Genomic DNA, 25,302 nt, shown 5'->3' with positions numbered 1-25,302 from the left:
TCAAGCAGCCCCTTCTGCCCGAAGGGGACGGCCATGTCGTGTGTAATCCGCAAAGGGAACCCAATGGCGAAGACATCAGGCCGTTCCAGCAAGGCTTCGACGGCAAGCGTATCTATCCATGATCAAAAACTGCACAAAGGCAATGGCGGTGAGCTTCACCAGGTTGCAGAGGGCGACACACCCATTCTGACGACCGCCCAGGGCGGGCCGGTTTCAGACGATCAAAACTCGTTGCGTATTGGTGCTCGAGGCCCGACGGTGATGGAGGACTTCCATTTTAGGGAGAAGATTTTTCACTTTGACCACGAACGCATCCCGGAGCGGGTGGTCCATGCTCGCGGCTATGGCGCGCATGGTTACTTCGAAACGTATGACTCGTTGGCGGACTACACCCGGGCCGATATTTTCCAGCGGGCGGGGGAAAAGACCTCGGCGTTCGTGCGCTTCTCCACCGTCGCGGGCAGCAAGGGCTCGGTCGATCTGGCGCGTGATGTTCGTGGTTTTGCCGTCAAGCTCTACACCAAGGAAGGCAACTGGGACATCGTCGGAAACAATATCCCGGTCTTCTTCATCCAGGACGCGATCAAGTTTCCCGACATCATCCACTCCGTGAAGCCCGAGCCCGATAGCGGTTTCCCCCAGGCTCAGTCCGCGCACGACAATTTCTGGGATTTCATATCGCTGACTCCCGAAAGCATGCACATGATCATGTGGGTGATGTCCGATCGCGCAATCCCTCGGTCTTTCCGCTTCATGGAAGGATTTGGCGTCCACACATTTCGCATGGTCAACGCCAAGGATGAATCGACTTTCGTAAAGTTCCATTGGAAGCCGAAGCTCGGCCTGCAATCCGTCGTCTGGAATGAGGCCGTGAAGATCAATGGCGCTGATCCCGATTTCCACCGACGTGACCTCTGGGATGCGATCAAATCCGGAAACTTCCCCGAGTGGGAACTGCAGGTTCAGCTCTTCGACCAGGATTTTGCCGATAGCTTCGACTTCGATATCCTCGATGCGACAAAGCTAATTCCGGAAGAAGTTCTGAGACCCATTCCCGTCGGCCGTCTGGTGCTCGACCGTATGCCGGACAACTTCTTCGCTGAGACCGAGCAGGTTGCGTTCATGACGCAGAACGTGCCGCCGGGCATCGACTTCTCCAACGATCCGCTACTTCAGGGCCGCAATTTTTCTTACCTCGATACCCAGATCAAGCGGCTAGGCAGCACCAACTTTACGCATCTTCCGATCAATGCCCCAAAATGCCCCTTCAATCATTTCCAGCAGGACGGCCACATGGCCATGCGCAACCCGGTCGGGCGCGTCAATTATCAGCCCAACTCCTGGGGAGAAGGCCCGCGAGAGTCCCCGGAGCGAGGGTTTCGATCGTTTGCCGACATAGAGGAGGGGCCGAAGCAACGCATTCGCGCTGAAAGTTTCGCCGATCATTACAGCCAGGCGCGACAGTTTTTCATCAGCCAGACGCCGACAGAGCAGCACCACATCGCAGCAGCGATCACCTTCGAACTCAGCAAGGTCAAGACGCCGGTAATCCGCGAGCGGATTGTCTCCCACCTGCTCAACATCGACAACGGACTGGCCAATGAGGTCGGCGCTGCTCTCGGGATCAAGGCTATGCCCAAGCCCGCTGACGCGGCCGTCGCAACGCGCCAGGATCTCGATGCCGCGCCGTCCCTCAGCATTCTCGCAAAAGGGCCGGAACGGTTCGAAGGTCGCAAGCTCGGCATTCTGGTCACCGATGGAACAGATGCAGCAATTCTGAAGGCACTCACTGCTGCATTGGTGAAAGAGCGTGCGAACTTCGAGATCATCGCTCCAAAGGTCGGTGGGGCAAAAGCCAGCGATGGAAGCCTGATCGAGGCGGATCAGATGATCGGCGGCGGACCATCCGTGCTTTACGATGCGGTTGCGCTTCTTCCATCCAAAGACGCTATGGCGGAGCTCGTCCAAAATCCGGCCGTGCGCGATTTTGTTGCCGACGCCTATGCGCATTGCAAGTTCATCGGCTATGTCGAAGCAGCAAAACTCTTGTTCGAAAAGGCCGGCATTGCTGACGGACTCGATAAAGGCTTCATTGAACTCTCCGGGGCAAAGGATGCCGCAGGTTTTGTCAAAACGCTTGGAGCCCTTCGGATCTGGAGCAGAGAGGCAAAAACTTAGCCGCCTTTGGCGGTTGCCGCCGGATGTCTGCCGTCAAATCGTTTCGCTACGAATAAAGGTATCCGACACCGCGAATGGTTCGGATAACCTCCGGCTTGGAAGGATCGATCTCTATCTTCTTACGCAACCGGGAGATGCGGATGTCGATGCTGCGGTCGAACGGGTCCCAGCCGCGGTCGTGCGCCAGTTCGAGAAGCTGATCCCGGTTTAGGACGCGCCCGCGATGATCGGCGAATACCTTCAGAAGCTGGAACTCCATCGCCGTGATTGCGATTTCAATGCCGTCTTCGTCGAACAGCTTGTGCGCTTCGCGGTCAAAGCTGCAACGCCCGAACTTGACTTGCTGAGTGCCGTGAGTGTCCGCCTTCACTTCAGGCCGTGCGCGGCCTGAAGTTCTGCGCAACACCGCTTTGAGGCGGGCGAGCAGTTCCCGCAAATCCACCGGTTTTGCGATATAGTCATCGGCACCCATTTCGAGGCCGACGACGCGGTCTATGGTGTCGGCGGACCCCGTCAGCATGATGATGGCAACGTCCGAGCGTTCACGCAGATATCGGGCCAGCGACAGCCCGTCCTCGCCAGGCATCCTTATATCCAGGATGATCGCGTCGATATGGCGTGCATTGGCCAGTTCGCGCAAAGCCGGACCGCCATCGACAGGCGTGACGGCATAGCCATGGCGCTCCAGATATTCCGCGACAATGTCACGTATATCCGGCTCGTCGTCGCAAACAACGATGTGCGCAGCTTCCATCAAGACATCGGTCGACAAGTAACTTGCCCCAGATACAAACTATTCCCGTTCAAATCGGATGGCAAATCACCAGGCGCCAACACCGGTTACACAATCAGATACTTTTGCTCATCAATTTGGACACGAAGGATCGGAGTTCGTCAGGTTTGACCGGTTTTTCCAGATAGGGCCGCTTTGTCGCCCGCAGGAAAACCTGCGCGTCCGGGCTGATCGTATCACCCGTCAGGAAGGCGAGCCGCTCTATCTCCGATGGGTGAAAATCGGCGACATGGTTGAACAGATGGCGGCCATCCATGTTCGGCATCTTCAGATCGCTCAGGATCAGGGCGAAGGTGTGTTTCTTCAATTGTCGCACGGCTTCCTCGCCAGATCGGGCGACGGTGACCCTGAAACCGTCACGTCTCAGCACCTCCGCAATCAGGTCTCCGACCTCCTTCTCATCGTCCACGACCAGGCAGGCCAGTCCCGAGGATTTTGCCGGCTCCTGGGACTTGTTTTCGGCTTTCACGCTCGGCCGTTGCGAAACCGGAAGCGAGACAATGAAGGTGGACCCTTCGCCAGCGGTGGTTTCGACCTCAATGGTCCCCCCATGCGACTGAACGATGCGGTGACAGAATGACAGCCCGATCCCGGTTCCGGCTCCGACCTCCTTGGTGGTGAAGAACGGCTCAAAGATGCGTGACAGGATTTCGCCGGCGATTCCGGGTCCTGTGTCGGAAATCCTGACGAGCACATTGCCATTCCTGGGGTGCAGATGCGCGGAGATCGTTATCTCTCTTCGCCCCTCCCATCCGTGCAAAGCCTGCTCGGCATTGACCAGGAGATTGATCAGTACCTGGCTGAGCTGGTCCGGATCGGCCCAGATCGGCGGGAGACCTTGCTGGAGGTGAACCGAGAAGGCGACGTCGGAGGAACTGATGGAATAGCTGGCCACCTCGATCGCAGAGGCGACGACGTCATCTATCCGGACGTTCTGGGTTCTGGTTGGTTGCTGCCGAGCCATGGCCAGGAAGGTCTTGACGATACGCGCGCATCGTTCGGCGGCCTTGCTGATCTTGTCGGCACGCTCCTCGGTCGTTCGATCCTTTGCCGTTTCCTTCAATATCAAGGAAAGCCCGAGCACCACGGAGAGCGGGTTGTTCAGTTCGTGCGCCACTCCTGCCAGCAACTCACCCAAAGCTGAGAGTTTTTCGTTCTGATGCAGTGTTTCGCGCTGGCGCTCGAGTTCGGTCTGCATCCTGATACGGTCGGTAAGATCGTAGGCGTGCGATACGATGACATTCTCGCCGTGGAAGTCGATGAGGCGGGACGATATCGAGCACCAGCATGTTCCCCCGTCCTTGCGCTTGAGCTGGGTTTCGAAATCGTCGATCGATCCTTCGCCCAGAAGTTTCTCGACATATCGCTTCCGATCCACCTGATCGACATAGTAGTCCGCCGCGTAAGCCACATTGCCAAGCAGTTCGGCCGTCGCGGGGCTGCGATAAAGCACCTTGCCGTCATGGGCGCGGGTCATCTGGATGTTGACCGGGCAGGCTTCGAGAACCTTGCGGACCAGTTCGTCGGCTTCCTTTGCCGCCAGTTCAGCCCGTTTGCGCTCGGTGATGTCGACGCGGGTAACGACGAAGCCTCCTTCGCGGGTGGGGCAGGTCGAAACGAAGTACCAGCTGCCGTCGGTATGCTGGAATTCCTGCTGCCGGAACTCGCGCCGGTCCTTCGCCCGCTCGGCCAGCCAGGTGTCTATCCCCTGCGGTGGAACAGGGAACTGTTTTCGCTCTGCAGTGGTGCGCAGAAAGTCGAACCAGTTCACGCCGGGAGCCAGAACATCAGCGCTTATCGCATGCATCTTGCGGTAGCGGCTGTTGGCGAGGATCAGGCAATCGTCCTTGCCATAAAGCGCAAACCCTTCCGCCAGTGACTCGATTGCATCGATCAGCCGGTTATTGGCCCGCCGTGTCTGGTCCTGAGCCAGGATCATGTCGTCGATATTTGTCGAGTTGGAGACGATGACCGACTGGCCCTGGAAATCGATCAGGCGCGCTGAAAGCGAAGCCCAGAACACGCGGTTGTCTGCCGTGTATTGCTGGACCCGGAAGTCGTCGACCCTGCCGTCTTCCTGCAGGGTTTCGACAAGGCGTCGGCTGTCGTCGGCATCGACGTAGTAATCCGTGATCTTCGCTCGATCGCCGTAAAGATTTGCGCATGCCGGATTTCGATAAAGCGTCTGCCCGTCGACTGTGGACATGCGAGTGGGCGAAGGGCAGGCATCGAGAACCTGACGCAGCAAGGCATGGGCGTCGCGTTCGGCGGTCTCGGCCTTCTTGCGTTCGCTTATGTCCGCGCGGGTTACCACGAATCCGCCGAGACGGGTCGGATGAACCGACACCGAGTGCCATTGTCCGTTGCCAAGCTCAACGGGCGCATCTTTCAGGAACCCGACACGATCCCGAACGCGCTCATTGAACCACGCGTCTTCGCGGCCGATAGCGGCGCGATACGCCCCGCGCCTTGCCGCTTCGCGCAGCAGTGCGGCCCATTCGACCCCGGGCTCGACCATATCCTCGACCATATGGTTCATTTCGCGGTAGAGCCGGTTGCACATCACGAGCCGGTTGTCGTCACCGTATAGCGCAAAGCCTTCCGACAGGGATTCGATGGCGTCCGAGAGCAACTCGCGCGCCAGTGCGATTTCGTCGTCGCGCTTCTTCTGCTTGGTGACATCGGCGATGCCGCCAAGCACCATCTGCCGCCCTTGATACTCCACGACACGGAGATTGCCGGTTGCCCAGATTTCCTGACCATCAGCCCGCTTCAGGAGCGCCTCGCAATTTTCGACGGTTCCCTTGCGCATGAGCTCATGGCTGATCTTCCGATACTGCCGCTGGTCGACGAAATAGTCGCAGAGCTTAGGCATCTTTCGGGCCGTGCTTGCGTTCTTCGGCCAGCCGAACAGCCGCTCGGCTGCGCGGCTCTGGTAGATCAAATCCCCGGATTCGATATCGTTCATCCACACCGGCAGCGGGTGATGCTTGATGAGGAAACCGAACAGGTCTTCGCGCTGCTTGCGTTTCGTGATGTCGAGAACGCCTATGACGATCGAGGGGCGTCCCTGATAGAGCCCGGGCCGGCAATTGGCCGAGCACCAGACAATCGTGCCGTCCGACCGTTTGAACTGGATTTCGTGATCGCGAACGATATCGCTCGCACTGACGAGTTCCCTGATCTTGTTGAAAACGCGAGGGTCTACGGAATGGTCGGTTATGAATTGCGGCGTACCAGGCTGCCATTTCCTGCCGAGCAGGTTCGAGGCATCCAGGCTCTCATAGAGGATCTCCATGCTCTTCTCATCGACCACCCAGACCGGCAGCGGATGACTGTCGGTGATGCAGCGGAATATCTCGGCGTTGGCCTGATATGCGATCTGCGCCCGCTTGATGTCGGTGATGTCGATGCTGACCAGGGCAACGCCACCGTCGGGCCGGGGATGTGTCGTCAGCAGTTTCCAGCGTCCGTCCACCGTCTCGGCCTCGACCGGCGCCTTTGCGGTTTCCTTCCAGCGCGCCGCGGCACTTCTAATGAAGCTGTCGTTCGGCTCGACAGTCCTGCCGTCGAAGCTCTTGAACCGGGCAAGAACCCTGGCGCTCGCCGTCTCCAGGTTCATTGAGCCGGGATTAGCGGACGTGGAGGCGCTTTCACCGAAGATCTCTGCATTGGCCTCGACGAGAATGTTCTCGCCGTTGAACAAGGCGTAGCCTGTTGGTGCGTTCATGACTTGGCTTTCGTCGAGCATGCACAGTCTCCATCCCCGTCGAACATCGATTGCGATCAGCCGCACTGTCCGGAAGAGGTATTTTCCGAAGGAATACTACCTCTATTTTTCAGGATTCATTCAAGATTCCGGCGATTTGTTTCAATTGCTTCAGTCGCATCAAGCAACCTGAGCATGAATCCCGAAACAAAAGAAACACTTCTGCTTCCCGCCAGAAAAACAGGTGAAACAACGCTGCGCTAAAACCGGAGCGTCGACTTCGATTGAATCGATCGTTGCCGAACAGGTTTTTCAAAACCGAACGATGTCGTCAGCTTCATCAATTTCAGCGGAGCAACGCTGGAATGAAGCGCGACAGCGAAGCCAGAAAATCGAAACAACAATGGAGACCATCATGAGACAGATCATCCTTGCGTTCGCGGCCATGCTGCCGGCAGTCGGCACCACGCATGCCAACGATATCCTTTCCAACCTGCAGTTTCCGGGCGCAGGCATGACTTCCGCCCGTTACGGCGATGCCGCCCCGCGCTCCATCGTGAAGAAGGTGCCAACCGGCCTCAACTTCTCGTCAAGCGCCTCGATTGGCGCGCCTGCGGCTGTTGGGAAACTTTCGTCCCGTTACACCTATGGCGACGCGTCGATGCCATCGACTGTCTACAACGCGCCGCGGGCGCTCGGCTTTTCCTCGGCGGCATCGATGTCCGCCGGCAGCCGGGGAACGGGTCTCGGGGCCAGTTCGCGCATTCTTTACGGCAGCAACTGACGTTGGGCGGGACGGCGGCATTGTCTGAAGGCGCAAAGCTGCACCTGCCGCCGTCCAGACCGCAATCAACCACGCCGCCGATCGGGCGGTCTCAATCAATGGAGTGTACCGTGTTTGCAATCACCCTTTTACTTTCACCCGACAATCGGGACATGTCTCTCCTCGAGAGAGTGCGCATCGCCTACGACGCCTTCCGCGCAGATCGGAGCCAGCGCCGGACCGTCCGGGACCTGTCCAAACTGGACGATTACATGCTCAAGGACATCGGCATCACGCGATCCGAGATCATGTCGATCGCCTATGGCTCGTCAAACGAGAGGATGCGCGGTCATGAAACCCGGACAGCTTGACCAGTTCGCTGTCGAGCCTGATGCCAGGGATCCTCGCCTGCCGGTGCTCGCCTTGCATGATGCGGCGAGTTCCGGCCGGCAATGGCAGGGTCTCTCGAACTATCTTCGCGGCCGGTATCATTTGATCGCGCCGGAACTGCCGGGCCATGTCGACGTCGGTTTGCGTACAGCCAACGACGTCCACGACATAGCCCAGCTTCTTATCGGCGCGCTCGCCCCTGACACGGTCCCGATACATATTGTCGGCCATGGCCATGGTGCCGCGGTGGCGCTGGAAATCGCGCTGTCCCGGCCGACATTGGTACGAAGCCTGACGCTGATCGAGCCGACTTGCTTCCATCTGTTGCTCGCCGATGATCCGGCCGATCGGATGCTGTTTAGCGAACTCGTCGATCTTGCCGATCGAATGGCGGCATCCATCGCCGCCATGAAGCCGACTGATGCAATTCAGGTCTATGTCGACTTCTGGTATGGAGCCGGCGCCTGGTCCAGAACCAGCAGCGGCCTGCGCGCCCATCTTGCCTCTCAGGCCGAGCAGGTGGCGATGACCCTTGCGGCTGCCCTGGCCGAGTACTGGCCCCTGTCACGCTGCAGGCGGGCGTCGTGCCCGACACTTGCAGTCATGGCGTTGGAAAGCCCTGCTGCAAGCCTTCGTGTCACCGAGCTTGTCGCCGAAGCAATAATCGGAGCACGTCTCGTCATGATTCCCGACGCCGGGCACATGGCGCCGCTGACCGATCCGCATATTCTCGATCCGCTGATAGGCTCACACTTGAAATCAGTCGATTATGTAGAGACGACGCAACCATCGTGGCTCCGTGCGGCTCGACCCAGACGAGCCGCCTGAGTGTGAAACCACCGCCGTCTCCGGTCGAAACAAACTTGCAGGTTTTCAATCGACAGCGGTGCGGTCTTTCCTCGACTTCGCTTAGATTGGATTGGCGATGTCTTTGATCGGCCTTGCACCTGTGTCACCTTTTTCGGGGCAATCCATGGTGGCGGCTGATCTTCAAGAGGAAACCAAGGAGCAGAGTTATGACCAGAATCGTCCCGGTGTTGGATTTGAGCAGGCTCGAACAAGGCCACTCGGAAAGCCGGACATTTCTTGCCGATCTGCGCTCGGCAGCCCGCGACGTAGGTTTCTTTTATCTAAGCGGCCATGGAATAACGGAAGACGAGATCGCCGATGTTTTGGCGGCATCGCGGCAGTTCTTTGCATTACCCGAGGCCGACAAGCTTGCCATCGAGATGGTCAATTCCTCGCAGTTTCGCGGCTACACGCGTGCGGGTGGTGAACTGACCAAGGGCAAGGCCGACTGGCGCGAGCAGCTTGACATCGGTGTCGAGCGTGAGGCCATTCCACAGAGCCCGGACACGCCGGCCTGGACGAGGCTTCAAGGACCAAATCAGTGGCCAGGGCAGCTGCCCAGCCTGAAGCCGGCGCTGCTCGCTTGGCAGGCGAAGGCGACGGCGGTGGCGATACGCCTGCTGAAGGCTTTCGCGGTCGCTCTTGAGCAGCCGGAAGATGCCTTCGATCCCATCTACCGCGAGTCGCCCAATCACCGAATGAAGATCGTGCGCTATCCGGGCCGGGATGCGACCGGCGATGGCCAGGGGGTCGGCGCGCACAAGGATGGCGGCTTCCTGACCTTGCTTCTGCAGGACGAAAACAAAGGGCTGCAGGTTGAATATGACGGCCATTGGGTGGATGTCGACCCGATCCCCGGAACGCTCGTCGTCAACATCGGGGAACTTCTCGAGCTTGCGTCGAACGGATATCTGCGGGCGACGGTTCACCGCGTGATCACGCCGCCGGCCAGCGTGGAGCGGATATCGGTACCGTTTTTCTTCAGCGCGCGCCTCGACGCCACCATCCCGCTTCTGACCCTTCCCGAAGAACTGGCAGGGGAAGCACAGGGACCAGCGAGCGATCCGGATAATCCGCTGTTTCGCGATGTCGGCACGAATGTTCTGAAGAGCCGATTGCGCTCGCATCCGGACGTAGCGCGGCGACACTATGCCGATCTTCTGGACACGACCTTGGCGCCGACCTGAGCCCCTTCGATGTTAGGCATCGCCTCGCTCGGAAGACTATTCGCCGAGTATTGATATCTTTAGAATGAAATTCGTATCGAAAAGGGTCGAATCGGCGCATAAAGGAAAAATCATCTGGTTCTTCTCCTCCCATTGGAACTGGATGTGTGTTCCCCTCTGGAGGTTTTAAACCTTCAATTCGCCGGGCCGTATTCGAGCCCGGCTTTCTTTTGCCTTGAACAGCCTCTGCCAGGATGGTGCTCTTCGGCGGTCGTTGAGAAACACTTTGTGCAACTGCGCGGTTTGGTGAAAGGAAATACCTTTCGCCAACGGCCTGGGCGGCTCATCTTCTGGGTCAATGCAATATCCGGCTTAACGTCATCGTTTGTCGAAAGTCCTCCCCATGGCCCAAACCCGACAATTGCGGCTCGGCGCATTCATGCGCCCTGTCAGTCTGCACACTGGCGCATGGCGCTATCCCGGCGCTTATCCCGATGCCAATTTCAACTTCGCGCATCTGAAGCACTTCGCGCAGAGGCTCGAAAGCGCGAAGTTCGACGCCTTTTTCATGGCCGATCATCTGGCCGTGCTGAACATGCCGATCGAGGCGCTGAAGCGCAGTCACACGGTGACATCGTTCGAGCCGTTCACGCTACTGTCGGCGCTCGCCGCCGTGACGGACCACATCGGTCTTGTCGCCACAGCTTCCACGACGTTCGACGAGCCCTATCATATCGCCCGCCGTTTCGCTTCGCTCGATCATATCAGCGGTGGTCGTGCAGGCTGGAATATCGTGACGACTTCCAACCCGGATGCCGCGTTGAACTTTGGCAGGCAGGAACATGTCGAGCACGGCGAGCGCTACCGCCGCGCTCGCGAATTTTATGATGTCGTGACCGGGCTTTGGGATAGTTTCGCCGACGATGCCTTTGTTCGCGATGCCGAAAGCGGCCTCTATTTCGACCCGTCGAAACTGCATGTCCTCGACCACAAAGGGCCCAGTCTTTCCGTCAGGGGGCCGCTCAACATTGCGCGTCCGCCCCAGGGCTGGCCTGTCATCGTGCAGGCCGGCGCTTCGGACCCGGGGAGGCAACTAGCGGCCGAGACGGCGGAAGTCATTTTCGCCGCGCATGCCGATCTTGCCGCCGGGCAGCGGTTCTATTCAGACGTGAAGGCGAGGGCGGTGAAGGCGGGCCGCTCGCGTGATGACATAAAGATATTGCCCGGCGCGTTTGTCGTCGTCGGCGATACGGTCGAAGAAGCCCGCGCCAAGCGCTCCAAACTCGACAACCTGGTCTATTACGAAAGCGGCATCGCTTCGCTGTCGATCGCGATCGGTCACGACGCATCGGGCTTCGATCCGGACGCACCGCTGCCGGATATTCCCGAAACCAACGCCAGCAAGAGCGGGCGCGAGCGTGTGATCGAACTGGCGCGTGAGGAGAACCTGACGGTCAGGCAGCTTGCGCAGCGGCTCGGCGGCTATTCCGGTCTCGCCTTCGTCGGGACGGCGAAGGCTATAGCCGACGAGATGGAGGAATGGCTGGTGTCGGAAGGTTCGGACGGGTTCAATGTCATGTTCCCGTTCCTGCCCGCGGGGCTCGATGACTTCGTCGACAGGGTGGTTCCCGAACTGCAGAGTCGCGGTATCTTCAGGCGCGAATACGAAGGTTCGACATTGCGCGAAAACCTCGGCCTGGCCCGACCGGCAAACCGCTTCTTCGAAGAGAGCCCCGTCGACCAGCGGAAGGCTGTCTGACGCCGGAAATCGGAATGCCTGTTCGGCCCGGGAAAACAGCCAGCTTGCACCAGCTTCAGATAGTATTCCTGATAACGGGATAGGGGCTCGCCATCTTCAGCCAGCGCACTGTCATGTCTTCGGCAAGGTAGTCCATGCGCCGTGCGAGATAGTCCGTGACGTAGGGTTGCTCGAGATGCGCCTTCAGATGGTCGAGACTTTGCCACGCCTCGTAGAAGACAAACAGCTCTGGATCCGCCCGGTCGCGATGCACATGGTATTGCAGCGCGCCGGCCTCCCGGCGCGTCGGCTCGACGAGCGCGAGCAACGCCGCTTCCAGAGCGTCGCCTTGTCCCGGTTTGGCGCGCGCCTGACCGACCAGGGAGTAGGCCCCGGTTTCGCCGGGATCTGGTTCAGGCAAGGAAAAGGCGGCGTTGGACATCGTGCACTCCGATTGGTATGATGAAATACATACCTAGCGGATTGATAGGTACGATGCAATACATACCTTGTGCGAGAAAACACGATGGCAGATAGCGAAGGGCACCCGGAGCTGGACGAGATCGGCATCGGTCCTGTGCTGTCTGCGCTGGCCGATCCTCTGCGCCGCCGTGTCGTCGCGGAACTCGCACGTGCGCCCGAGGGGACCGAGCGGACCTGCGCTTCCTTTGGACTGCCGGTCACCAAGGCGACGCTGACCCACCATTTTCGGGTGCTGCGGGAAGCGGGCCTTATCCGCCAGATCAATCGCGGCAACAGCCGCACCGCTGCTCTGCGCCGGGATGATATCGACGCAAAGCTGCCGGGCCTTCTGTCGCTGGTCGCGGCCAACGACATTATTCCGGGATAGTGGCTGCAGCTTCGGCGAAACCTGAATGCCGCCTGCGCTTCTGCTCCGCCGCGCGGTTACGCGTGGACAGGGGGCAAGACCTCGGTGAAGAGCAACTGGATGAGCTGCTGGCCCTTGGGCGAGCCCCAGTTCTGGGCGAGTTCGGCGATCATGGTGTTGGTTGCGGTCAAAATGACGCCGGCGTCCTGCATGCGGCGCCGCGACATGTCCTCGGAAAGCTCGTACGGCGATCCCGAAGCGTCCATGACGGCCTGCACATTATAGCCTTCGCCGACCGCGTCGATCGCCGGGAACACCAGGCAGACGTCGGTGGTCACACCGGCCATGATCAGGTTCTTGCGGCCCGTCGCCTCGACAGCCGCCTTGAAGTTGGCGTCGGTCCAGGCATTGACGATGCCTTCGCGCTTGACGCGCTTGTCGAAGGCGTCGGGCAGGATCTCTTTCAGCTCCGGCAGCAGCGGACCCTGCAGGCGATCCTCCTGGCTGGAGGTGAGCACCGTCGGGATGCCGAGGATGCTGGCGGCCTTGGCCAGGGCGAGCGACATGCGCTTGGCCTGCTCGACGTCGATGTTCTTGATGAGCTGCATGGTGCCGACCTGATGGTCGATCAGCAGAAGTGCCGAGTTCTCTGCGGTGAATAGCGTGGTCATGTCTGATCTCCTCTGCCCGTGACGAGCTTGATTGCTCGTTGTGGAAGATACAGATGGAACGAGACGTTGAGGAGACTTGATATTTGTCGTCATCACGTTCCATAAATGAAACATGAAGACATTTGGTGATTTCGACGGGCTCGCACTGTTCATCCGCATCGTCCAGGCCGGCGGACTGGCCTCGGCCGAACGCGCCACGGGTATCCCCAAGGCCACCCTCTCGCGCCGGCTATCGGCGCTGGAAGAGACCCTCAATGTCCGGCTTGCGCGCCGGACAAGGAAGGGTGTGGTGCTGACCGAACAGGGGCAGCAACTCTTCGAGCGGGGCAAGACCGCCTTCATGCTGGCTGAACAGGCTGTCGCCGAGGTTCAGGATGATCGCGTCGCGCTATCGGGGGCAGTTCGCCTCTCGCTTCCCCCGGACATGGCGACCGCGGTTCTAGCCCCCGCTCTGATCGGCTTCAAGACCAGATATCCTGAGGTCACGATAGAGATAACGCTGGCGGATCGCAGGGTTTCACTCATCGAGGAAGGATACGATCTCATCGTTCGCATGGGACCGGTTGCGGACTCCGAACTCATGTTCAGGAAAATCGCCGACCTGCCGCGTGCCTTGGTCGCGAGCCCTGCCTTCCTCTCCGAACACTCCGACCTGAACAGTCCGCAGGACCTGGAGACGCTGCCGGCCCTCGCGATCCGCCGCGATCTGGTCGAATGGGATCTGAAAAATGGCCAGGGGGAGCAAACAACCGTGCGCCCCAGGATCGGCTTTGCTGCAAATCGCCAGACCATTCTTGCCGACGCCGCCTGCGCCGGCCTTGGCATCGCCAATCTGCCCCGGTTTCTTATCGAGGACGCCATGGCAAGCGGCGCGCTCGTTCCCGTCCTGCCTGACTGGGTGCCTTCCCCCGTGGCGATGACAGCATTGTGGCAGAAGGACAGGATCACGGAACGCCTGATCAAGGCCATCGTCAGCGATTTTGAGGAAGCGCTGCGTCCCAAACTGACCGAGGTGTAAGCCAGACGGTCTCCAGCCACTCCGGTGGCGCCGCGCATCACCACGTCAGTCGCACTGGACGGCTTTGATGGCCTCAATGGCGTCGTCAAGCGCTTTCACAACGCGGTTGCGCGCCCGCGTTGCCGCTACCTTCGTGAAATGTGCCGGATCGCCATCCGGGAGGCCGGCCAGATCGACCAGCGGTTTCAACACCGGATAGGCCGGCTGCTGGAGCGCAGGGTCATGGGCAAAGCGGTCGCCCGTAGTGTACTCGATGGGAAGCAGCGCGCGGCTCGCTTTCATCAAGGCAAGGTTTATCCTGTCTTCCAGTCCGGGCGCGCTGCCTGCGATGGTTTGCGCTGCCTGTTTGAGACGCTGCCCGCGCTGGATCAGCGGGTCGAGGTCAAATCGGCCTGCCAGTTCGCCTGTCAGGCCATCGACGAATTGCCAGAACTCCGCGGCCCAGGCCTCAAAATCGAGTGGCAGCACTGGCTGTTCCAGAAGACGATTGAGGACCGTCACATAAACCCGCGTGTCGCGCGCCAGCAACTCCGGGTCTATCTTGTCGATCGTATCTTCAGGCGTATGCCACCACCATCCGAAAGGGCCGGGCTGCCCACGCTTGAAGGTAAGCTCCTGGCCGTCCACGACCCATGTATCCGTACCGGTCGACTGCTGGCTGAATCCCATGAACATCGCCGGCAGGCCTATGCCGCCGAACGACTGGTCGCCCGCCCGGGCCATGCGTCGGCCTGCAATCTTGACGCCGCTTTCCAGCGCGATCGCCTCGGCGGCCAACGGCCGCAGTACTGACATCGATTCAGCTTCCTCCAGGTTCAGACTGTTCAGCCCTCCCGTCGAGTCCACGTTGACATGCGCGACACAGCGCTTTTCGAGGTCTTGCCAGTGATTGTCTGCATACCAGGTCGACCCCGAATACCGTCCGTGCGAATGGCCGGACCAGAAGGCAACGCGCAATCCCCGAACCCAGTTGGGCTGCCGTTTTGCACAGAGCCTTGCAACCTCCATCATGGTTGCGTTCGCCGCGCCGTTGTCCATCACGCCGAAATACCAGGTGTCGTGATGCCCGGAAAAAAGCAGGTAGGGCTCGTCGGTATCACCCTTGGGAGACGCCATGTCGGCAATCAGGATAGGCGTCTTGCGCCAGCCGGTATCGACCGTGTTGCGCAGCGTTACCGTCACCGTCCCAACGTCGAGCGCGGCTTTCAACCGGTCGCCGTCGGAGCGTAGTATGGAGCAGATGACCGTGGAGGGCAGGTTGGCAAGGGTGTCGGGTGCCGGATTGCCCCAGACCGGCGACACGCACATTTCATGCAGGATTTCATGGGGACTGACATGCAACTGGCCGAGCGCACCGGCGCGTGAAGCAGCGTATGAGGCAACAGGATTGGCAATGCCGTCGACCAGGACGATCTTGCCGCGCACATCCTTGCCGGCATAGTCGTGAGACGATCCGACATAGACGAGTTCAGCTGTCACTCCTTGAGCCGGGCTTTGCCGGCTGAAGGAGTGGGTGATGGACTTGAAGCTCGTATCGCCAAACGTCACCTCAGCCGAAATCGGCAGGCTTATATAGGCGTCGTGCTCCACCACATGCGTTGCAAAGCCGCATGACTGCATGAACTCCTCGACATAGGCGAGGCTGGTTCGTTCGTCGGCAGTGCCTGAGTATTTCTCCCACCGCGCCAACTCCCGGACATAGTCCATCAGGGCGGTGACGCTCACGGAATCGGAGGGAGAGCTGTGGTGAAGTGTCATTGCGATCTCGTTCAAGCTGCGTTGCGGTCGAACCGGACCTTGTCTGTGGACGGCCCGGTGGTCAGTTACTGCGGTTCGATGCCCGCGGCCTTGATGACGGCCCCCCAGCGGTCGATGTCGTCCTTCACGAACGCTTTGAACTCGTCCGGCGTCGTCGATGCGACGGTAAAGCCAAGCTTCTCGAGAGTTTCGACGACTTTCTCGTCGCCAGCGGCTGCGGCAGCCGCCGCCGCGATCTTGGCGACGGTATCGTCCGGCGTATCTTTCGGCACGAAAAGGCCGAACCAGCCGTTGACGATGAAGTTCGGGTATCCGACGTCTGCCGCCGTGGGGAGTTGAGGCATCGCCTTGACCGGTGCGGTGTCGTTGACGACCAACGGTACGACTTCGCCCCCTGAAATATACTGGGCTACGTTGCCGTAGGAGCTGAACACCATGTCGACTTCATTGGAAAGCACCGCGGTCGCGGCAGCGGGCGTACCGCGGTAGGGGATGTGCAGCACTTCCGTTCCGGTTACCTGCATCATCATCTCGGCAGCCAGATGCGTGGGCGTGCCGTTGCCCGCGGAACCCACTCTCAATTCACCCGGCTTGCTCTTGGCCAGTGCGACCAGTTCCTGGAACGTCTTCACGCCGAGCTTGGAATTGACAATCAGGACCGTAGGCAGCTTTGTCAGCAGTACGACGGGCTTCAGGTCGTCGACCTTGTAGGTGACGCTCGCCATCAGGAACGGATTGTAGACGATCGGGCCGGCGCCGGTCGACAGGAGCGTATAGCCGTCCGGCGCGGCATCGATCACCGATGTCACGGCCACCGTTCCGCCGGCGCTGTCCCGGTTTTCGATCACCAGCGGCTGGCCGAGCGAGGCCATCATCGCCTCGCGCATCACCCGGATGACGGTGTCACCGGGCGAACCGGCAGACGATGTCGAGATCACGGTCACCGGTTTTGTTGGATAGTTCTGCGCCGCGGCAGGGAGCGTGAGCAAAGACAAGACGAAGGCTGCAAGCAATGACTTTTTCATCTGAGGCGTCCTAGCGGAGGGATGTTTGTGCGGCGTGGCTGAGCATGCGAAGCGAGCCCATCATCTCGGCGGTGCGAACCAGGATCTTCAGCCCGTTGAGCACCGGCACGCCGATTTCGGCTGACAGTTCATCCTCTCCAATTGTTGCTGGGCACATGGACAAGCCCTGCGGAAAGATCATCGTCGCGCCGTCCCGCACCAGGTCCTTGGCGACGGCGATGACGCGTTCTCGAACCTCCGGACGGCGAGGATAGAGCTCATTGGTCGGGATGCCGATCGACCTGCAATCGGTCACCATCCAGTCGGCGCGATAGTAGCGTGCCTGGTCCATGATCGGTTCAATGACCGGGTCTTCATAGACGATTAGCCCGAGCTTGTAGCCGACCTGCTCGCCGAGCTGGAATGCGGCATTGTAGGTCGACTGACCTGTGCTCACGATCGGTATGTCCTTGATCTTCTCGCGTGCGGCCTTCACGCCGGGCTCGATGCCGCCCTGGATCATGATCACGTCGGGCCGCGTTTCTGCCGCCTTGATCGCCAGCGCGGCGGTCCGATCCATCACATCGAGGCCGTGCTTCCAGGAGAATTTCTCGTTGAAGATGCTGTTTCCGGCAATATAGAGCTGCTCGAACTCGGTGCCGGGCGACATGTAGGATTCGAGTCTTTTTTGCCGGCGGACCATCTCTTCTTCGGGAAGTCCGTCGTCGGCGCTTGGGCTTATGGCTGCTATGCGCATGGTTTGTTCCTCTTCTGCGGTTCAGGATATGGCTTCGACGCTGGCGTCGATGTTGCCGCGGGTCGCCTTGGAATAGGGACAGGTGCGGTGCGCCTCTTCGACGAGTTCCTGGGCGATCTCGAGTTCAATTCCGGGAATTTGAATGCGCAACGACGCCTTCAGCGCGTAGCCCCCGTCAGCCTCGTTGCCGAGCGTGACCTTGGCTGTCACCACCGAGGCGGATGTATCGATGCCGCGCGTGCGTCCTGCATGGGCAAGCGCGCTTTGGAAGCACGCCGACCAGCCCGCAGCCAAAAGCTGCTCCGGATTGGTGCCACGACTGCTGCCGGGACGAGCGAGATCGAGATCGAGGATACCGTCGCTCGATGTGGTATGGCCAGCCCGGCCACCCGTCGTGCGGACTTCAGCTGTGTAGAGTTCTTTTACGATTACGCTTTGCACTTCAATTCCCCGTTTCCATACGTTGCAATTTGATTGAAGACTCCGGCAGTTGCCGGAGTGGCTGTCATGGCTGCCCGCTGACCAGAAGCGTCTGTCCCGTCACCCAGGCGGCTTGCGCCGAGGCAAAGAACAGCGTGGCGTTTGCAATGTCCTCTGGCAGGCCAAGCCTTTGGCCGGCCAGCTTGCTGCGGAAATTTTCCTGGACCTCGGCGTCCCAATTCTCCCACTGCCGGCGGGAGTCCGGTCCGGTGAGGATGAAGCCTGGCGCCACCGAATTCGCAGTAATGCCGAAGGGTCCCAGTTCCAGCCCGATCTGCTTTATGAAACCAACCACCCCATGCTTGGATGCGCAGTAGCTCTGAATGCCGGTCAAAGACGGCCTGAGCCCCGCGCCGCTTGAAATGACGATGATCCGTCCTTTGCCGGCGCGCTTCATTCCTTCCGTCACTGCCCGGCAAAAGAAGAAAGCGCCCAGCAGGTTGATGTCGACAACGGCTTGCCAGCTTGCCGTCGTCACCTTCTCCAAAGGTGTCGAGACTGCTCCATGCAGTCCACCGGCGACATAGGCGAGCACGTCCACATCGCCGAACCCGGAAACCAGATTGTTCACCGCGTCTTCGTCGGTGACATCGCACGTCGCCACCGAAATCTCGCCGCTAAGGTTGGCAGCCGCCTCCTGCAGGGAGGCCAGTGCTTCCGACGCTATGTCGCAGGCAAGAACCGTGGCACCGCTGCGGGCAAATTCCAGAGATATGGCTTGGCCGATCGCCCCTGCCGCGCCAACAACTATGACTTTGCTGGCAGTAAAATCGAGATTCATTGTTCGTCTTTCCTGAAATGCGTGTCTGACCGCGGTTGCGTGACCGGCCTATCGCGAACGACCGGCCGGCACGTTTTGCTATTCGAGCGAAATGCCGAGTTTCTTGATCATCGGTCCCCAGAAGGTGATCTGGTCGCGGAGGTAGGAGCCGAATTCATCGGGGCCGCTCGCCGGCACGGTGTAGCCCAAATTGGCCATTTGCGTTTTGACGGCGGGCATTTCGAGCGTTGCAACCGCCGCTGCATGGATCTGTTCGAGGATCTCTTTCGGGGTTCCCTTCGGCGCCAGGATTCCGAAGATGCCGACTACCTCCAGATCAGGCAGGCCGGCCTCCGGTGCCGACGGCACATCGGGCAGCATCGGTTGCCTCTTGGTATCGGTCACCATCAAAGCCCTGAACTGTCCGGACTTCATGTAGGGCAGGGCGTTCAGTGGACCGGAGAAGAAGGCATCGACTTCGTTGGCCAGCAATGCGTTGGCAGCCTTCGCCGCGCCGGCATATGGAATATGCAAGACATCAATGCCGGCGAGATTTTTCATCAACTCGGCAGCGAGGTGACTGGCGCTGCCGCTGCCGGCGGAAGCATAGGTGAGTTCGCCAGGACGAGACTTCGCCAACGCGACGAAGTCAGCCATGGTTTTAACCGGGAGTTCTTTATTGACGACGAGGACAGGAGCAAGGGTTGCGACCAGCGTGACGGCCTCGAAGTCCTTTATCGTGTCGAAATCGACCTTCGACATCAGCGGGGTGTAGACGATGGTGCTGCCGGCCGCGATGATCAAGGTGTAACCGTCGGGCGCGGCGTGCGCGACCTCTGCGGCCGCCACCGTCCCCCCGCCGGAGGAGCGGTTCTCGACGATGACGGGCTGCCCCAGTTCCGTGGACATGCCTTCGCGCAACAGCCTCGCTATGCTGTCCACCGGGCCACCGGCGTCGGATGTTACGATAAGGGTGATGGGTTTGGTCGGAAAGGCAGTCTGCGCGCCGGCTGTGGAGCAGGTCAGTACGGCCACCACGCTGGCAAGAGCCATAAGCATGTTTTTCATGATTTTCCTCACGTTAGGATAATTCGAGAATCCGTCGCCAATTTCTCGGCGAGTCAGTCGACTTCCGTGATCGGCACTACGCCGGTTTTCTTTTTCAGGTTGCGCCAGAGCCCCCAGAGCAGCAGGGCGAGCGTGGCGGCCATGACTGCGCCGCTGATCGGTCGCGTGAAGACATCCACGAAGTCGCCGCGGCTGAGGAGCATCCCACGTCGAAAGTGCTCTTCCATCATAGGTCCAAGGACAATGCCCAGGACCATCGGCGCCAGTGGCAGTCCACCGAGGCGCATCAGATAGCCGACCACGCCAAAGAACAGCACTGCCCAGACATCGAAGCTGCTATTCTTCACGCTGTAGACACCGATGCAGACGAACAGCAGCACGGCCGGGTAGAGAATGCCGTAGGGTATCCGGAGCATGCTGACCCATACGCCGATCAGCGGGATGTTCAGCGCCAGCAGCATCACGTTTCCAACCCAGAAGCTCATGATGAGACCCCAGAATATGTCGGGGCGCTCTGCCATCAGCATCGGACCGGGCGTAATGCCCTGGATCACGAGCGCACTGAGCATGATCGCCATGGTCGCCGTGCCGGGAATGCCCAAGGCCATCGTCGGGATGAAGGCTGTCTGGCCTGCGGCGTTGTTGGCTGCCTCAGGCGAGGCGACGCCCTCGATCGCACCTTTGCCGAACTCGTCAGGGCGGCGCGAAACGCGGCGCTCAACAGCGTAGGAGAGGAAGGAGGCGATCGTTGCGCCCGTACCGGGCAGGGCACCGAGGACGCTTCCGATCAGCGTCCCGCGGACGACTGGCATGGCGGAGCGCTTCACCTCGTTGCGCGTGAGGATCATGGAACGAAATGTGACCTTGCGGATCTGTGCACCTTCAACACTGACGGTGCGTATGCTGGCGATGACTTCGGAGACGCCGAAGAGTCCCATTGCGAAGGCTTCTAGGCTGATGCCGTCGCGCAGGTGGATGCTGGCGAAATCAAACCGGTAGACCCCGGTGTAGATGTCGATGCCGACTGTTCCGAAGATAATGCCAAAAACCACCATCGCGAGGCTCTTAAAGACACTGGCTTCCGAAACGGCCGATGCGGCGACCAGGCCGAGAACCATCAGCGCAAAATATTCCCATGCACCGAACTGGAGCGCGTAGCTGACGATTATCGGCGAGAACAGCATCATGAAGATGATGCCGACGCTGCCGCCGATAAAGGATGCCAGCGTGGTGACCATCAGCGCAGCACCGGCCCGGCCTTTCTGAGCCATTGGATAACCGTCGAAGGCAGTCACGGCCGATGACGGTTCGCCGGGAATGTTGAGCAGGATAGATGTAGTCGACCCGCCATAGGCGGTGCCGTAATAGATGCCGGCCAGCATGATGATGGCCGCTGTCGGGTCCAGGTAGAATGTGAGCGGAAACAGCATCGAGATCGCTGCCATCGCGCCGATGCCGGGCAGCACGCCGACCAGCATGCCGACCACGACGCCGACAAAGCAGTAGAACAGATTCTGCGGTGCCAGCGCCGTGCTGAGGCCGAGGAGGACGTTGGTGTAGAGTGGGCTGATCGAGTCCATCAGAAGGACCACTTCGCAAGAGCGATCGGCAGATCAAGACCGTAGATGAAGATGGGGACTGCCAGCAGATTGAGGCCTATCGCCAGGCTGGCCGCGCGTTTGACCGTGCCGTTTTTGTCACCGGCAACCGCGAGTACCGACATGATCGCCACTGTCGGGACCATGCCAATGCGGTCGATGAAAATAGCGAAGCTGGCGACACTGGCGATGACCGCGACGGCTGCGCGCACATCAACCTCGGGCCAGGTGCCGCCACGCCAGAGGGCAGAGATTGCTATGACGGCGCCAAAGCCCGCCAGCAGCAATCCCAGGCCGGTCGGAAACATGCCGGGCCCCATCCGTGTCATCTTGCCCAGCGGGTAATGGGAAAGACTGTAGATAGCTACGAATAAACCCATGGCGAACAAAGCTCCGCCAGTAATAATATCTCGATAGTCACGCGAAAGCATATTTTGAACCCCCATTTTCGACAAATCTTCAAGTTTATGCCTTGAAGATTTTTTTATTCTCTTGTGTTGTTCCCGTGGTTTTTTTATTTTTATTGTGATCTTTGCTAGATTAGACTGATAGGTTTTCAGCGGCGCTCGATGTTTTCCGGCGCGGTGCATCGAGTTCCCCGCTGTCCCAGAAAACGCCTGCCATCAGTTCGAGCCCTTCCCGAAACTGCGAACCAAGACCGTGTTCGTTTGGTCCGTGCTGGCCGCAGCCCCCATAGGAGTTCGGAATCCACATGATCGGTACGTCGAGCACGGACTTGAAGAATTCCGAAGGGCCCGAAGCTCCAACGGTCGGAACAATGTTTGGCTTCCGCCCGATGGTCTTCTGCATCGAGGCTGCGACGAACTGCACCCAGGGATGGTCTGGATCGGTTCGCGACGGTGGAAACCAGTCGCGCTCGACGACTGCCTCGACCTTGACCTCAGGAAAGCCCTTTTCGACCAGATGGCTTTTCAGAGCAGGAATGACGGTGGCCGGGTCGGTGTCCACAGTGTGGCGCAGCTGAAGGCGCGATCGTGCGAAGCCGGCAACAGCGTTCACCGGCGACTCGGGCTGGCCCGAAACCATCGCCAGGACGATGGCGCTGTTCCACGCATAAATGCGCTCCGCATTGGTAAGGCCGGGCTCGCCCCAGTAGTCGTCGGGGACCGGTGCGCCTGGCAGGATTTCCGACACCACCGCGCGGCTGGCTGCCTTTACGCTTTCAGGCACGTTGGCCGGGCGCCAGCCCTCGACCAGAATACGGCCGTCGCGGCTGACGATCGACGAGAGGGCGTGCGCTAGGACGATGGCTGGATCAGCGAGCAATCCACCCCAATGGCCTGAGTGATGGCTTCCTTCCCGCAAGTCGACGATGAGATCCATGGCGATACCGCCGCGCGTGCCGAGTTGAATGTCGGGAACAGCGCGGCTCTGTCGCGGGCCATCAAGTGCGATGAAGACATCGGCGGCGCATTCGTCGCGGTGCGTGTTGATGAATTCGCTGATGCCTGGAGAGCCTGCCTCCTCTCCCGTTTCTATGAAGATTTTGGTGTTGAAGCCGAGCCGGCCTCGTTCGGACAGAACCGCTTTCAGGGCCAGGATGGCGATCAGATGTTGTCCCTTGTTGTCGACGGTGCCGCGTCCATAGATCTTGTCGGCTTCGACGGTGAGCTTGTAGGGATCAAGTCCCTCGCGCCACCGCTCCGGCATCGCCCGGACGACGTCGCCGTGCCCATATATCAGGAGCGTGGGAAGCGCCGGATCTTCAATGCGCGTTCCGATAAGGAACGGACCGTGCTCTTTGCGCGAGTTGTCATAAATCTTGCTGGAAAAGCCCATTTCGCCGATCATCGGCGCAATCACTTCGTGACAATAACGGTACAGGTCGGCCTGGTGCAGCGGCGGATGGCTTTCTGTAGGCACCTCGACCATTTGCGCCAGACGGTCCACGAATAGTCCGCTGTCGAAGATATGACGTGCCTGATTGATCGCACCGTCTCGGCTGGCATCCATTTGCTGCATTCTCCCAACTGACTGCACTGGCTCGTCCTGTTTTTAGTCTCGTCTTGATCTCGCGATCGTTCACACTGCCGCACCGTCTTTTCGGCGCACTACCGCGCGCCGGCGCCTGTTTCAGGTTGCCGACAGAGGCGTTCTTCTTGAGCAACGACACAGCCGCCAGATCGCGAACGACAAGCGACTTCCTATTGAAATATCCGCGTCTCCAATGAGGGCATATTGGCCCCGGCTGGCCCCTCGGATCCGATGTCTATGATCGACATAATTTGAAGAATGCTTCGGTTATGAAGTGTTGTCAACTGCTGTAAATGGCAAAATTAGCCCATATTTCTATTGAAGATGCGCGATCGATTATGCTTCATAAGAAAATTGTATGGAATCGTTTCAGGATTGGAGGTTGCCTCCAATCGGCCAGGGAAGTTCATGATGGCACCACAGGACGACGTGCCCCCGATTACAGCTTTGCTGGCGGGGTTTGCTGGCGGCATGCGCCTCGGTTCGCTCGATCCGAAGGTGGTTGCCGCAGGCCAACGATGTCTTCTCGATTGGCTGGGCTGCGTCATTGCAGGAAACGCCGATCCCTTTCAAAGGCCGCTCCTGGAGTACGCGCGCAAATGCGGTGGAGCACCCGAGGCCTCGTTGCTGGGAACAGGGGAGTCGGGAGGCGCTGAAATCGCGGCGTTGGTCAATGGATCGGCCGCGCACCTGCACGATTATGACGATACCTACCTGCGCATGTACGGTCATCCGTCCGCTGCGCCCATAGCCGCCGCCTTTGCTGCCGCCGAGCGTTCGTGTTGCGATGGCAGCGATTTGCTCGCCGCAGTTGTCGGGGGTGTGGAGATTACCTGCAGGCTCGGTCGCATGCTGGGTTACGAGGCGTATCAACACGGCTTTACACCGGCAAGCCAGACAGGCGTGTTCGGCGCCGCTGCGGCTGCCTGTATCGCTGCCCGGGTGCCCGAAGACCACATCCACACGGCGCTGGGCCTGGCCGGCGCGATGGCCAGCGGTCTCCATTGCAACGGCATGTATAGCGCAGGCCTCGTGCAGATTGGAGCCGCGGCGGCATCGGGTGTCCGCTGTGCCGACCTGGCCCAGTTCGGTGCTTCGGCCAATCCGAGCGTCATCGAGTGCCGCAGCGGTTACGCGCAAAGCCGAACCCAGGCTCCGATCTGGGATGACACGATTGGCGACCAGAATGCGCATTTTGAAATGCTTGATATCATGTTCAAATTCCATGCGGCCTGTGGTGGCGCCCAGGCCGCTATCGCGGCGTCCGCCGCACATGCCGCGCGGCCGAATTTCGACAGCGACGCGCTTTCAGCAATTGACGTCGTGGTGTCGCCGGGTGTGAAGCGCCTTTGTCGAATTCATACGCCGCGATCGGGTGCCGAAGCGAAGCTCAGCCTGCCGTTTGCGGTGGCTGCTGGACTTGCCGGGATCGACACCTCATCGATCGCGGCCTACAGCGAACACTCGATCGATCTACCGGTGATACGCCGATTGATGGCGATGACCGAAGTGCGGGCTTCAGACGATATACCCGAGTGGGAAACGAGCGTTACGCTGAGAGATCGCAGCGGTCGTGCTGTGACGGAAGAAGCGCGGGCAGATAGCCTGGAGCGTGATGACGCAAAGCTGTGGCGTATGCTTGCCGATAAATTCGGCAAGCTGGTCGGACCCGTGATCGGTGACGAAAGGGCCGGCAAGATCATAGATGCCGTTGCGCAGCGGCGCAGCGCGCGCGAGATCGCCGTCTTGGCGTGCGCGCGCCCGGCATGACGCTTCGG

General features: G+C 59.8%; 22 protein-coding genes. 9 read left to right on the top strand and 13 right to left on the bottom strand.

Annotation, left to right across the window (positions count from 1 at the left end):
• Nucleotides 1-63: 63 nt before the first annotated feature.
• Nucleotides 64-2,178: a catalase gene (locus tag DZG07_RS18700; RefSeq protein WP_119819512.1), complete on the top strand. Its 2,115-nt coding sequence runs from the start codon at nt 64-66 to the stop codon at nt 2,176-2,178.
• A 46-nt stretch (nt 2,179-2,224) separates the two neighbouring features.
• Here the strand turns inward: DZG07_RS18700 and DZG07_RS18695 are convergent, their stop codons facing one another.
• Both DZG07_RS18695 and DZG07_RS18690 read right to left on the bottom strand, forming a co-directional pair.
• Nucleotides 2,225-2,935 carry a response regulator transcription factor gene (locus DZG07_RS18695; RefSeq protein ID WP_091914607.1) on the bottom strand — a complete coding sequence of 237 codons (711 nt, stop codon included), beginning with the start codon at nt 2,933-2,935 and terminating at the stop codon, nt 2,225-2,227.
• A 91-nt stretch (nt 2,936-3,026) separates the two neighbouring features.
• Nucleotides 3,027-6,701 (bottom strand): PAS-domain containing protein, encoded by a 3,675-nt coding sequence (locus DZG07_RS18690; RefSeq protein ID WP_162931654.1) that lies wholly within the window; start codon nt 6,699-6,701, stop codon nt 3,027-3,029.
• Nucleotides 6,702-7,095: 394 nt separating this feature from the next.
• On the opposite strand from DZG07_RS18690, the gene DZG07_RS18685 reads away from it, so the two are divergent.
• From DZG07_RS18685 to DZG07_RS18665, 5 genes are all read left to right on the top strand, one after another.
• Nucleotides 7,096-7,464 (top strand): hypothetical protein, encoded by a 369-nt coding sequence (locus DZG07_RS18685; protein ID WP_133304759.1) that lies wholly within the window; start codon nt 7,096-7,098, stop codon nt 7,462-7,464.
• 110 nt (nt 7,465-7,574) lie between these two features.
• On the top strand, nt 7,575-7,814 hold the full coding sequence (locus tag DZG07_RS18680; RefSeq protein WP_245429516.1) for a DUF1127 domain-containing protein: 240 nt from the start codon (nt 7,575-7,577) through the stop codon (nt 7,812-7,814).
• Nucleotides 7,795-8,661: an alpha/beta hydrolase gene (locus DZG07_RS18675; protein WP_162931653.1), complete on the top strand. Its 867-nt coding sequence runs from the start codon at nt 7,795-7,797 to the stop codon at nt 8,659-8,661. Before DZG07_RS18680 ends, DZG07_RS18675 begins: the two co-directional genes overlap by 20 nt.
• A gap of 188 nt (nt 8,662-8,849) precedes the next feature.
• The gene (locus tag DZG07_RS18670; protein ID WP_119819501.1) at nt 8,850-9,869 is read left to right on the top strand and encodes an isopenicillin N synthase family oxygenase; all 1,020 of its coding nucleotides are present in this window, start codon (nt 8,850-8,852) and stop codon (nt 9,867-9,869) included.
• A gap of 382 nt (nt 9,870-10,251) precedes the next feature.
• Nucleotides 10,252-11,607 (top strand): LLM class flavin-dependent oxidoreductase, encoded by a 1,356-nt coding sequence (locus tag DZG07_RS18665; RefSeq protein WP_119819498.1) that lies wholly within the window; start codon nt 10,252-10,254, stop codon nt 11,605-11,607.
• Between the two features lie 55 nt (nt 11,608-11,662).
• Here the strand turns inward: DZG07_RS18665 and DZG07_RS18660 are convergent, their stop codons facing one another.
• On the bottom strand, nt 11,663-12,028 hold the full coding sequence (locus DZG07_RS18660; protein WP_119819496.1) for a putative quinol monooxygenase: 366 nt from the start codon (nt 12,026-12,028) through the stop codon (nt 11,663-11,665).
• A gap of 84 nt (nt 12,029-12,112) precedes the next feature.
• Between DZG07_RS18660 and DZG07_RS18655 the strand changes: the two genes are divergently transcribed.
• Nucleotides 12,113-12,436: a helix-turn-helix domain-containing protein gene (locus DZG07_RS18655; RefSeq protein ID WP_091914559.1), complete on the top strand. Its 324-nt coding sequence runs from the start codon at nt 12,113-12,115 to the stop codon at nt 12,434-12,436.
• Between the two features lie 56 nt (nt 12,437-12,492).
• Here DZG07_RS18655 and DZG07_RS18650 read toward each other — a convergent pair whose 3' ends face one another.
• On the bottom strand, nt 12,493-13,086 hold the full coding sequence (locus DZG07_RS18650) for an isochorismatase family protein (protein WP_119813455.1): 594 nt from the start codon (nt 13,084-13,086) through the stop codon (nt 12,493-12,495).
• 112 nt (nt 13,087-13,198) lie between these two features.
• Between DZG07_RS18650 and DZG07_RS18645 the strand changes: the two genes are divergently transcribed.
• A complete protein-coding gene (locus tag DZG07_RS18645; protein ID WP_119819493.1) occupies nt 13,199-14,104 on the top strand; it encodes a LysR family transcriptional regulator in 906 nt (301 codons plus the stop codon).
• A 45-nt stretch (nt 14,105-14,149) separates the two neighbouring features.
• Here the strand turns inward: DZG07_RS18645 and DZG07_RS18640 are convergent, their stop codons facing one another.
• The 9 genes from DZG07_RS18640 to DZG07_RS18600 all read right to left on the bottom strand — a co-directional run bounded on the left by DZG07_RS18640 (nt 14,150) and on the right by DZG07_RS18600 (nt 23,512).
• Nucleotides 14,150-15,862, bottom strand: a complete 1,713-nt coding sequence (locus tag DZG07_RS18640) for a M28 family peptidase (protein WP_119819490.1) — start codon at nt 15,860-15,862, stop codon at nt 14,150-14,152.
• A gap of 65 nt (nt 15,863-15,927) precedes the next feature.
• Entirely contained in the window at nt 15,928-16,887 is a 960-nt protein-coding gene (locus DZG07_RS18635; protein ID WP_119819487.1) for a tripartite tricarboxylate transporter substrate binding protein, read from the bottom strand.
• Between the two features lie 10 nt (nt 16,888-16,897).
• Complete coding sequence (locus DZG07_RS18630; protein ID WP_119819484.1) at nt 16,898-17,623, bottom strand: aspartate/glutamate racemase family protein; 726 nt, start codon at nt 17,621-17,623, stop codon at nt 16,898-16,900.
• 21 nt (nt 17,624-17,644) lie between these two features.
• The gene (locus DZG07_RS18625) at nt 17,645-18,064 is read right to left on the bottom strand and encodes an organic hydroperoxide resistance protein (protein ID WP_119819481.1); all 420 of its coding nucleotides are present in this window, start codon (nt 18,062-18,064) and stop codon (nt 17,645-17,647) included.
• A gap of 64 nt (nt 18,065-18,128) precedes the next feature.
• A complete protein-coding gene (locus DZG07_RS18620) occupies nt 18,129-18,884 on the bottom strand; it encodes an SDR family NAD(P)-dependent oxidoreductase (protein WP_091918669.1) in 756 nt (251 codons plus the stop codon).
• A 78-nt stretch (nt 18,885-18,962) separates the two neighbouring features.
• On the bottom strand, nt 18,963-19,931 hold the full coding sequence (locus DZG07_RS18615) for a tripartite tricarboxylate transporter substrate binding protein (protein ID WP_119819478.1): 969 nt from the start codon (nt 19,929-19,931) through the stop codon (nt 18,963-18,965).
• Between the two features lie 53 nt (nt 19,932-19,984).
• Complete coding sequence (locus tag DZG07_RS18610; protein WP_119819475.1) at nt 19,985-21,511, bottom strand: tripartite tricarboxylate transporter permease; 1,527 nt, start codon at nt 21,509-21,511, stop codon at nt 19,985-19,987.
• Entirely contained in the window at nt 21,511-22,119 is a 609-nt protein-coding gene (locus DZG07_RS18605) for a tripartite tricarboxylate transporter TctB family protein (protein ID WP_119821870.1), read from the bottom strand. The genes DZG07_RS18610 and DZG07_RS18605 overlap by 1 nt, the downstream gene beginning before the upstream one ends.
• Nucleotides 22,070-23,512: a M20/M25/M40 family metallo-hydrolase gene (locus DZG07_RS18600; RefSeq protein WP_245429515.1), complete on the bottom strand. Its 1,443-nt coding sequence runs from the start codon at nt 23,510-23,512 to the stop codon at nt 22,070-22,072. The genes DZG07_RS18605 and DZG07_RS18600 overlap by 50 nt, the downstream gene beginning before the upstream one ends.
• Nucleotides 23,513-23,932: 420 nt before the next feature.
• Between DZG07_RS18600 and DZG07_RS18595 the strand changes: the two genes are divergently transcribed.
• On the top strand, nt 23,933-25,294 hold the full coding sequence (locus DZG07_RS18595; RefSeq protein ID WP_162931652.1) for an MmgE/PrpD family protein: 1,362 nt from the start codon (nt 23,933-23,935) through the stop codon (nt 25,292-25,294).
• Nucleotides 25,295-25,302: the final 8 nt, after the last annotated feature.

Origin of the sequence: Mesorhizobium sp. DCY119, from assembly GCF_003590645.1 — a bacterium.
In the GTDB taxonomy this organism is placed as follows: domain Bacteria; phylum Pseudomonadota; class Alphaproteobacteria; order Rhizobiales; family Rhizobiaceae; genus Mesorhizobium_M.
This window is presented reverse-complemented; position numbering and strand designations above follow the sequence as displayed.

Excerpts from the sequence above, each read along its gene's own strand:
- DZG07_RS18700 (WP_119819512.1), top strand. The coding sequence starts at position 64 with ATGGCGAAGACATCAGGCCGTTCCAGCAAGGCTTCGACGGCAAGCGTA.
- DZG07_RS18690 (WP_162931654.1), bottom strand. The coding sequence starts at position 6,701 with ATGAACGCACCAACAGGCTACGCCTTGTTCAACGGCGAGAACATTCTC.
- DZG07_RS18685 (WP_133304759.1), top strand. The coding sequence starts at position 7,096 with ATGAGACAGATCATCCTTGCGTTCGCGGCCATGCTGCCGGCAGTCGGC.
- DZG07_RS18675 (WP_162931653.1), top strand. The coding sequence starts at position 7,795 with ATGAAACCCGGACAGCTTGACCAGTTCGCTGTCGAGCCTGATGCCAGG.
- DZG07_RS18670 (WP_119819501.1), top strand. The coding sequence starts at position 8,850 with ATGACCAGAATCGTCCCGGTGTTGGATTTGAGCAGGCTCGAACAAGGC.
- DZG07_RS18665 (WP_119819498.1), top strand. The coding sequence starts at position 10,252 with ATGGCCCAAACCCGACAATTGCGGCTCGGCGCATTCATGCGCCCTGTC.
- DZG07_RS18660 (WP_119819496.1), bottom strand. The coding sequence starts at position 12,028 with ATGTCCAACGCCGCCTTTTCCTTGCCTGAACCAGATCCCGGCGAAACC.
- DZG07_RS18655 (WP_091914559.1), top strand. The coding sequence starts at position 12,113 with ATGGCAGATAGCGAAGGGCACCCGGAGCTGGACGAGATCGGCATCGGT.
- DZG07_RS18650 (WP_119813455.1), bottom strand. The coding sequence starts at position 13,086 with ATGACCACGCTATTCACCGCAGAGAACTCGGCACTTCTGCTGATCGAC.
- DZG07_RS18645 (WP_119819493.1), top strand. The coding sequence starts at position 13,199 with ATGAAGACATTTGGTGATTTCGACGGGCTCGCACTGTTCATCCGCATC.
- DZG07_RS18640 (WP_119819490.1), bottom strand. The coding sequence starts at position 15,862 with ATGACACTTCACCACAGCTCTCCCTCCGATTCCGTGAGCGTCACCGCC.
- DZG07_RS18635 (WP_119819487.1), bottom strand. The coding sequence starts at position 16,887 with ATGAAAAAGTCATTGCTTGCAGCCTTCGTCTTGTCTTTGCTCACGCTC.
- DZG07_RS18630 (WP_119819484.1), bottom strand. The coding sequence starts at position 17,623 with ATGCGCATAGCAGCCATAAGCCCAAGCGCCGACGACGGACTTCCCGAA.
- DZG07_RS18620 (WP_091918669.1), bottom strand. The coding sequence starts at position 18,884 with ATGAATCTCGATTTTACTGCCAGCAAAGTCATAGTTGTTGGCGCGGCA.
- DZG07_RS18615 (WP_119819478.1), bottom strand. The coding sequence starts at position 19,931 with ATGAAAAACATGCTTATGGCTCTTGCCAGCGTGGTGGCCGTACTGACC.
- DZG07_RS18610 (WP_119819475.1), bottom strand. The coding sequence starts at position 21,511 with ATGGACTCGATCAGCCCACTCTACACCAACGTCCTCCTCGGCCTCAGC.
- DZG07_RS18605 (WP_119821870.1), bottom strand. The coding sequence starts at position 22,119 with ATGCACCGCGCCGGAAAACATCGAGCGCCGCTGAAAACCTATCAGTCT.
- DZG07_RS18600 (WP_245429515.1), bottom strand. The coding sequence starts at position 23,512 with ATGCAGCAAATGGATGCCAGCCGAGACGGTGCGATCAATCAGGCACGT.
- DZG07_RS18595 (WP_162931652.1), top strand. The coding sequence starts at position 23,933 with ATGATGGCACCACAGGACGACGTGCCCCCGATTACAGCTTTGCTGGCG.